This is a genomic window from Intestinibacter sp. (genome assembly GCF_051866655.1).
Classification (GTDB): Bacteria; Bacillota; Clostridia; order Peptostreptococcales; family Peptostreptococcaceae; genus Intestinibacter.
Map to the genome: position 1 here is coordinate 1 of NZ_JBJDXL010000043.1, position 1,759 is coordinate 1,759.

Below are 1,759 nucleotides of genomic sequence, written 5' to 3' on the forward strand. Positions count from 1 at the left end.
CTCCTAGCCTTCTCCTTCTTTTTTTCCTTAATACTCTTCTTTTTTTTCTCTTACATCTAATAAATTAGACTTTTTCTCTGTATATCCTTCATTTACATTATTTTTAACATTTACAGATTTATTTTCATCTTGCTTGTTAGCTTCTACTGTATTTTCAGAATACGATTTATATTTTCCTATTAAGCTGATGTTTAGTAATTTGTTCTTTACTATATCCCTTATAGCTATATAGATATCCTTTTCGTTTTGGAATTTGACCTCTAGCTTCGTAGGGTGAATGTTTACATCTATTTCATTTGGATTTAGCTCTATATTTAAAAAGCATACTGCAAATTTATTTATAGGTATTATTCCCTTATAGCTTTCATTTATTGCATCTAAAATCACCTTGCTTTTTACATATCTATTGTTTATGTAGATATGCTGTAGGTTTTTATTAGATCTATATATATTATTATTTCCGATATAGCCGTATATCTTTATCTTGTCATCTTCGTAATTTAGCTCGATTAAATTTTCAGTTATATCCTTGCCGTATATACTTCTTATGACGTTTATCAGCTTGTCGTCTCCAGGTGTATTTAGCATAAGCTTTGAGTTGTTTATATATTTTAGTCTGACTGCTGGATTTCCAATTGCAAGTTTGTTTACTAAGTCGCTTATATTTATAGTTTCAGCATGAGTAGATTTTAAAAACTTAGCTCTGACTGGAGTGTTGAAAAAAAGGTCCTTTACTATTATAGTAGTTCCATTTTTACATCCTATTGGCTCTTTTTTTACTATTTTAGAACCACTTAGAACTATCTTTGTGCCGACTACCTCATCTTCTGATTTTGTAGTCATCTCCAAGTTTGAAACTGCAGCTATAGAAGCCAGAGCCTCTCCTCTAAATCCAAGTGAATAGAGGTTATATAAATCGTCTATTTTTTGGATTTTACTAGTAGCGTGTCTTAAAAAGCACTTTTCGACCTCACTAGATAGTATTCCACATCCGTTGTCGCTTATCTTTATGGATTTTTTTCCTCCATCTACTATATCTACTACTATTTGTGTAGCTCCTGAATCTATTGCATTTTCTAAAAGCTCTTTTACTACAGAAGAGGGTCTTTCTACGACCTCTCCTGCAGATATTTTATTTATTGTTAAATCATCTAAAATATTTATATATTTTCCCATAAAATCCCTCCAAGAGGTTATCTATTTTCCTTTGCTTTTTTCTGTAAATTATAAAGTGTATTTACACAATCTATCAAATTCATATTTAAAATATCTAGGTTTAACAGTTCATCTACAACCTCGCTATTTACGTTCATACTTCCAAATGATAGCTGTGAATCCTCTTCCTTTAATTTAGTATAGCTCGAGTTTAATTTATTATAATCTTTTTTGATTTTTTTATGTTCTTTAAGTAGAGTTTCGTGTTCTAGCTTCAAGGCTTCGAATTCATTTTTTAAATTGTCCTCTTGAATTCTACTAAGTTCACTCTCAATACTGAAGTTTTCACTTGGAGCTTCTTCAGCTACTTTTTCTGCCAAAACAGCCTCTACCTTTTCCTTGTCAAAATTACCTGTAAGCACTTCACCGTTGAATATATGGTTCTTTTCTAAGTCCTTTAGTATTTCAGATGAACGCTCAATTACTTTATCTGGAAGCTTAGCCAATTTTGCTACATATATTCCGTAGCTCTTGTCAGCAGGCTGTTCTATTATCTTTCTAAGGAAAATTATATTTTCTCCATCGTCCTTTACTGATATAGAGT

2 protein-coding genes are annotated in these 1,759 nt (G+C 31.0%); both read right to left on the reverse strand.

All coding sequences use genetic code 11. The features are described from left to right. Positions 1-27 precede the first annotated feature (27 nt). The gene (mutL, locus tag ACI3VO_RS01235; protein WP_439756159.1) at positions 28-1,176 is read right to left on the reverse strand and encodes a DNA mismatch repair endonuclease MutL; all 1,149 of its coding nucleotides are present in this window, start codon (positions 1,174-1,176) and stop codon (positions 28-30) included. Between the two features lie 17 nt (positions 1,177-1,193). Then, a partial coding sequence (locus tag ACI3VO_RS01240) for a MutS-related protein (protein ID WP_439756160.1) occupies positions 1,194-1,759 on the reverse strand: 566 nt, incomplete at its 5' end.